At 36.9% G+C, this 6,207-nt stretch carries 6 protein-coding genes; 5 read left to right on the top strand and 1 reads right to left on the bottom strand.

Going from position 1 to position 6,207, the window contains the following annotated elements; genetic code table 11:
• Positions 1-134 precede the first annotated feature (134 nt).
• On the bottom strand, positions 135-551 hold the full coding sequence (locus AB4128_RS14025; protein ID WP_372038049.1) for a hypothetical protein: 417 nt from the start codon (positions 549-551) through the stop codon (positions 135-137).
• Between the two features lie 683 nt (positions 552-1,234).
• On the opposite strand from AB4128_RS14025, the gene AB4128_RS14030 reads away from it, so the two are divergent.
• The 5 genes from AB4128_RS14030 (at position 1,235) to AB4128_RS14050 (ending at position 6,123) form a co-directional block, all read left to right on the top strand.
• On the top strand, positions 1,235-1,546 hold the full coding sequence (locus AB4128_RS14030; protein ID WP_065109859.1) for a hypothetical protein: 312 nt from the start codon (positions 1,235-1,237) through the stop codon (positions 1,544-1,546).
• A gap of 32 nt (positions 1,547-1,578) precedes the next feature.
• Positions 1,579-2,049, top strand: coding sequence for a hypothetical protein (locus tag AB4128_RS14035; protein WP_372038051.1), 471 nt, complete (start codon positions 1,579-1,581; stop codon positions 2,047-2,049).
• 409 nt (positions 2,050-2,458) lie between these two features.
• Positions 2,459-2,995, top strand: coding sequence for a hypothetical protein (locus AB4128_RS14040; protein ID WP_372038052.1), 537 nt, complete (start codon positions 2,459-2,461; stop codon positions 2,993-2,995).
• A gap of 141 nt (positions 2,996-3,136) precedes the next feature.
• On the top strand, positions 3,137-3,700 hold the full coding sequence (locus tag AB4128_RS14045) for a hypothetical protein (RefSeq protein ID WP_372038053.1): 564 nt from the start codon (positions 3,137-3,139) through the stop codon (positions 3,698-3,700).
• A 308-nt stretch (positions 3,701-4,008) separates the two neighbouring features.
• Positions 4,009-6,123 carry a TonB-dependent siderophore receptor gene (locus AB4128_RS14050; RefSeq protein WP_372038054.1) on the top strand — a complete coding sequence of 705 codons (2,115 nt, stop codon included), beginning with the start codon at positions 4,009-4,011 and terminating at the stop codon, positions 6,121-6,123.
• Positions 6,124-6,207 lie beyond the last annotated feature (84 nt).

The following is a 6,207-nucleotide window of genomic DNA, read 5'->3' on the forward strand; positions in this document are numbered from 1 at the left end:
TGTTGTTTTGTATGTTTTCGCTGTTGCCTTGCATTGATGTGAGGATAAATTGATTACACAACTTATCTTGTAATGGCTACGCTGATTTCGTTTTGCAGTAAGTGGGGACATACTCTAACCCCACTAATTCTCAGTCATTTATTAATATCGCCCTGTAAAAGCGATATATCACAATTAATGTTATAGTAATTTGTACGTTGTTTATTTTTACCCTTTATAAGATCTGCTTGGAATGAGTGAGCTTCTGTTCCATATAGCTGTATTGATAACAGAATATCATCACCAACAGACAATAATAAATTTCTGTACTTTCCATTTTCACGTCTGTGACTATTTACCCGTTTATAAGCCTTTAAACATTGATAAAAGGGTCCTAAAACACCTGTTACGGGGATATCCTTAAAATCCCCCCCACCAGTATTGACAGCGAATCGAGAATTACTATTCATTGTATTAATTGCATTATCAATATATTTATCCGGCCTGATTAATATCAGCGCCACAATATACACAGCAAAAATCACTAAACAAAAACGATAAATACGGGTCATAATAAGTTGGGTTTAATAAGTTGGGTTTAATAAGTGGGGCAGAGTAAACTTTTCATTTTGTTCTTGTGTGGTTCAAATGAACTGTAACCTACAAGCGAATGATTGGCTTCTTCTTCCCTGAAAGGCGTTCTCTTATTGGATTAAGAGCTTGGCCTGCGTTTGCTTTTATTGATTATACATTACGCTACTTTTTCTGTTTAATGCAATACTAAATCACATAAAAGCATTTAAAAATAATGTGTTAGTTACCATTGCTATTTCACTTGCGCACATGCGGTTTCTTTTTGTTTCTATAAGTCTTCGCTGTTGTTTTGCATCGACGCGAGGATGAGTTGATTCCACAACTTATCTTGTAACTGCTGCGAGGTTTTCGCTTTAGGTTGACTGATTTGAGCGACCATAGGCTTGTAGGTGAGGGGAGGGCTTTAATTTACTCGTTAGAATAATTCCACTTATTGCTATTCACGGTGTCTGTTGCTAATTCCATATTGAATAAGTGAGTACGTTTGTTAGTAGGGTGTTTGTATTGCGGGTTGCTTTTGAGGTTTGTTACTAATTAAGTTAACAGATTTGTCGAATTAACGGCTTTCTCGATATTTATTCATGCTCCAGTAAGTTTGGGAATATACAATATAAAACTTTCGTGTTTCGGTATTAGTAAAGTTTCTATTTAAGGGCGAGTAATGAATAATTTTGTATGGAACGACTTTGGTACTTTAGCGAATGTGAGCAAAACCGATTCAATGATATATATCGAAAATACTTCAGGCGACGTTCGTAAAATGAGTATCAGGAGTTATCAAGTTTCGGCTATGTCTGTTTATGAGAAAGCGTTGATGCTTAAAGGTCGCAAAGTCAGAATCCGCACAAGCCAAAACACTGATAACTGGAATACAAATGAGTGGTTTAGTGAAATTGTCCTGATAGACAATGAGCATTCTTCTGATTTTTTGAGTGTTGGTGAAAGTGAACCAAAACCTGATAAGCCGTTTTAAAACCAAATAGCTTTTGTTTTAGGCATAATATTATGAATGACTTAACAAGTTTAAACACTGCAATTAAAGAGCATGTTATTAGTCATGGCTATAACACTGTGCTAAGTGCGCCAGATCTAAGACTTATTAATCCAGAATTGCCTTACAAGAGCTGCTTAGTGATTAGGTGTGAGGGTGGTTACTATATTGAGAAACATAGAACGACAAGTTTAACCAACCGATTTAAAGGCAGGCGTGTATCTGTTAATTGGATTATACAGTTTATTATTAATAACAGTCTGCAGCGTGAAAAATTGCAGCGTGAGAATGCACTAATGCACTTCGAGCTTGAACAAGTTCGAAAAAAAGAAGCTGAAAAAATCAAAGAATTTGAGCGGGATAAAATTAGGCAAACAATGATGGATAATCACTCTTATAGCCCGATAACGTCCTCGAGTGCTCAAAGAAACCAAAGTAATTTAGATATGAATTACAGCTGTGATAATTACTCTACTTGGAAATAACGAAATTTTATTTTGCAATAGGCTGTAGCAAGTAGCTTAAGCAAACATATTTTTTTATCTTTAAAAGGGGCGTATTACTGAGCAATCACGTAGTAATGAGCAGCTCACTACTATCAAAACAGCATCACGACTTTTAATTTTTTGCGCTTAGAGTTCCTAATATTTGGCTGCGAGAGTAAGCAAAGCATTCTGATAAAGTAAGTCATTAGCCTGCCGTATAACTACGGGCTCAATTAACTTTCAATTTGTGTTGTTTGAATCTTGCTCTACTTGAATCTCTTATCACTTGATAGTTTTTTCAATTTTTCATCGTATATAGCTAATAGTGATGTAGTTGATAATTTTTAGTTGGTATAAAATGAGGAAGTATAAATGGATTTTTAAATAGACTACATAAATGGAATTATCAATGAATATACATGAGTTACCCTACGATCTCCCTAAGACACCAAAAGGTAAAAGTCATTACCTATCTAAAGTCTTGACCATTCCTCAGCATCTTTTAAGCGTCAAATATGAAGAAGAGTCAGAGGCTATGGCTGGTGTAATTTTATACCGTCACTTAACAAAAGAAGCAAAATACCAGTCTATGTTAATGATTCATCGTCTACAAAATCTTCCTTTAAAAGGGAGACTCATTGAGAAAATCACAGATGTAACTGTAAACCCACAATGGGGAGTTTGGTCATTATCAAATACCGAACTATTAAAAGATCAAAAGTTTCATGACACAATTAATACATATGCAAGCACTCTAGGGGTATCAGCTTCAGCGCTCAGTAGCAAAGATTTTGCGGTTACATTGTGGAAGACGCGTAAGGTATCTAAAGGAGGGTGGGTAAGTTTGGTTATATGGGGCTCTGTCTATTTTAATGCGAGTGAATTAAGTAAGGCCAATAAGGAATTATCCAACAGAAGTCGACTTTTAGATTCGGCACATTATTAGTTATGAATATTTTTATAGCTTCAATCATATATATAATTAATTTCGCTGGATGTGCGTGGGTTTATTATTCTGCGAATGAATCTAATAGAGAAATATTCTTTTATGTAGTTTTGTTTTTTGCCAATGTTCAAGGGGTTTACCTTGGTTACAAAATTTCGAAGCTGGAAAAAGACTAAGTATATACTTAGTCTTTTTTATTTTTTTAGTTTGCTGTTTTCAATTTCACTTTCAGCTGCAAATGAGGAAATGTGCTCTAAAGATAACTTTAAGGACGTCTTTCATCACTTTGAGGTATCTAAAAACATTGATGGAACCAAATTAAAAGTTTCGGCTGAAAGCAGCAAGTTTTCTTGGAACTTTTCTGTGGCTCCCCTTAACAATGAAGACCCTTTGTTAGTTAATAAAAATCATATTAAACAGAATGCTATGCATAACCTTGTCGTAGATAATTTTGTATTTATGCTCGAGGATGAATTATTTTATACTACTGATAAAATTGAAAAGTTTAACTTTGAAAATTGGCAAGGGGCGTTAATTTTTTCAAATGCAGGTATGACTGGTTCAGAAGTTATCTTTATTTTAGGAACCAAAAAGAAATTTGATACTTATTATTTTACTAAACAAGTGGTTATAGGTAGTGACGAACTTTCTTGGGAGCCAAACGATACCCATATTTATAAAGAATTTTTGAGGCTTTGTACTTAGGTACTTAGGTACTTAGTGCTTAGTATTTGTATTGATTCTATTCAACTATTATGGGTTAAACCGCTAAATCCAAGACGACTTATTGCTCACTATCGTCCGCACCTTTCAAATATTATCTATTGAACCGCTACTTTTATCGTTATGCATTCTTTTTGAACATAAAAAACTTCAAGCCTTTTTAAAAGGTTTATTACCCAATATTGCGGTTGATCTTATTTTGACGATTTGTTGTGAGACTTGGCTTTGACGAAGGTAATGATATGTTGTAACATTACGTTTTTTTAATCAGCCCTCATCGAGAAAAGCACGTGAAAAAGCATTTTCTATACTCAATACTTATCATTTCTAATGGTGCAATTGCACAAGATAATATAACCCCAACGTCAGAAAACCAAGATGACATTGAGCGTATTGAGGTGAACAGATTATGGCAGCCTTACCGAGGTAATGTGCCATTGATTGAAACGCCGCAAGCCGTAGATAGAATTAATGCAGAAACCTTACAAAACGAGGGCATTACTCGTTTTATGGATGCCTTAGATTACTCCCCTAGTGTGGTAAGACAAAACAATTCTGGTGGTATGTTTGATAGTTTTGCTATCCGTGGTTTCTCTGGTGACGAGAATAACCCAACGGGTTATTTAGTGAATGGCTTTAATTCACGTGGCTACAACGGTAATCGAAACACGGCTAACATCGAAACTATTGAAGTGATGAAAGGGCCAGGGTCAGCGTTATATGGTCAAGGTGAGCCAGGTGGTACTGTCAATATTATTACCAAAAAGCCTCAGTTTGTTGAGCAGGGTTATATTCAAGGTACTTTAGGTAATTACAATACCAAGCAAGTTGAGTTCGACCATACGAAAGGGATAAGCGATGATGTTGCTTACCGTATTAATGGTTTCTATGAAGATTCAGAGACATTCCGTGACCATGTTGATGTTGAAAGCTTAAACTTAAGCCCATCTTTATTGTGGAATATTTCTGATGCGACAAGCCTAAGCTACGAAATGGAAATCTTAGATCAAAGCAAACCATTAGATCGCGGCGTGTATGTGCTAGATAACGACTTTGATTCTGTTGATACATCGGCTTTTTATGGCGACACGCGTGACGGCGCTCATGAAGTGAAAGCCTTAGGTCATCAGTTATTGTTAAACCATCAATTCAATAACCAGTGGCATTTATTAACGGGCTTAGCGTACAGAGATTCATCTTTTAAAGGCCAATCGTCTGATACAGAGCTATCTGACGGTCGACAGCTGATTTATACCAATCCAGACCTGTTATCAAGACAGCGACGAGAGCGAGATTATCAAGCGCAGGATTTTTCAGCTCGCTTTGAAGTTAGTGGCGACGTTACGTTAGGCGGCGTTAAGAATAATCTATTAATCGGGTTAGATTACTATAACTTCCAACTTGATACTGATTACCGAGTGTGGAGAACGGCTTGGGGATCGGGTGATACGACTTATGCCATCGATCCGAATAATCCTGATTACACAATGGATCAACCTGAAACCTCACCAACTACATTGACCTCTGAAGAGCAAAAAGGCTTGGGCTTTTATGCACAAGATTTGATTGAGTTAACTGACAGAGCCAAACTGTTACTTGGCTTTAGGGTTGATAAATTTAACCAACATATTTTGAATAAGATTGATAACGAATCACAAGAACAAGATCAAACGGAAGTGTCTTCTCGTTTTGGCTTTGTCTATGAGTTAGATAACAATATCAACCTATATACAAGCTATGCAGAAGGTTTCAGACCCAATCCAGGTTTAGATTCAGACAGAAATCCATTTGATCCAGAGCAAACCAAATCGTTTGAAGTGGGCCTTAAGTGGCAAGATGTGGCGGACAGGTTTTCAGGTAGCTTAGCGCTGTATGATGCGAGTAAAACCAACATGCTAACAGCTGAGCCAGATACTGGTTTATCAGCAACACTAGGTGAAGTAGAAAGTCAGGGCGTTGAGTTTCAATTAACCACGGCTCTCACCGCCGATACCAGCATTGAACTCGCCTATGCTTATACGGATGCAAGAACTGCCAAAGACTTAATTGATAACGATTGGGGCGTGCCTATTCCTAAAGGTTCTCGCTTAATTAACGTTGCAGAACATGTCGGTCACGTTGCATTAAGACATTACACAGACATCATGGGTAAAGAAGCTTACTTTGGTGCTACGGTAAACTATGTTGGCGATCGTTTGGGTGAGACCACTGATCCAGACTACATTTTGCCTGCATACACATTAGTGAACTTGTCAGCAGCAGTCGATCTAACGAGCCGATTTAGTCTAATGATCGATGTGAACAACTTATTTAATGAGCAGTATTTTGAAAGCTCGTATCATAAGTTGTGGACTATGCCGGGTGAGCCGATTAACTTTACGGCGAGTGTTAAGTATCAGTTCTAACTTATAGGTTAAGTAGCTACTTAACCTCAGTAAGACTGCATCAGCCGCTACTTTTTGCTACTCATTGACACCAGTCAACTCCGT

The sequence above is a fragment of the Shewanella sp. 10N.286.52.A9 genome, from assembly GCF_041468985.1.
GTDB classification, from domain to species: Bacteria; Pseudomonadota; Gammaproteobacteria; order Enterobacterales; family Shewanellaceae; genus Shewanella; species Shewanella japonica.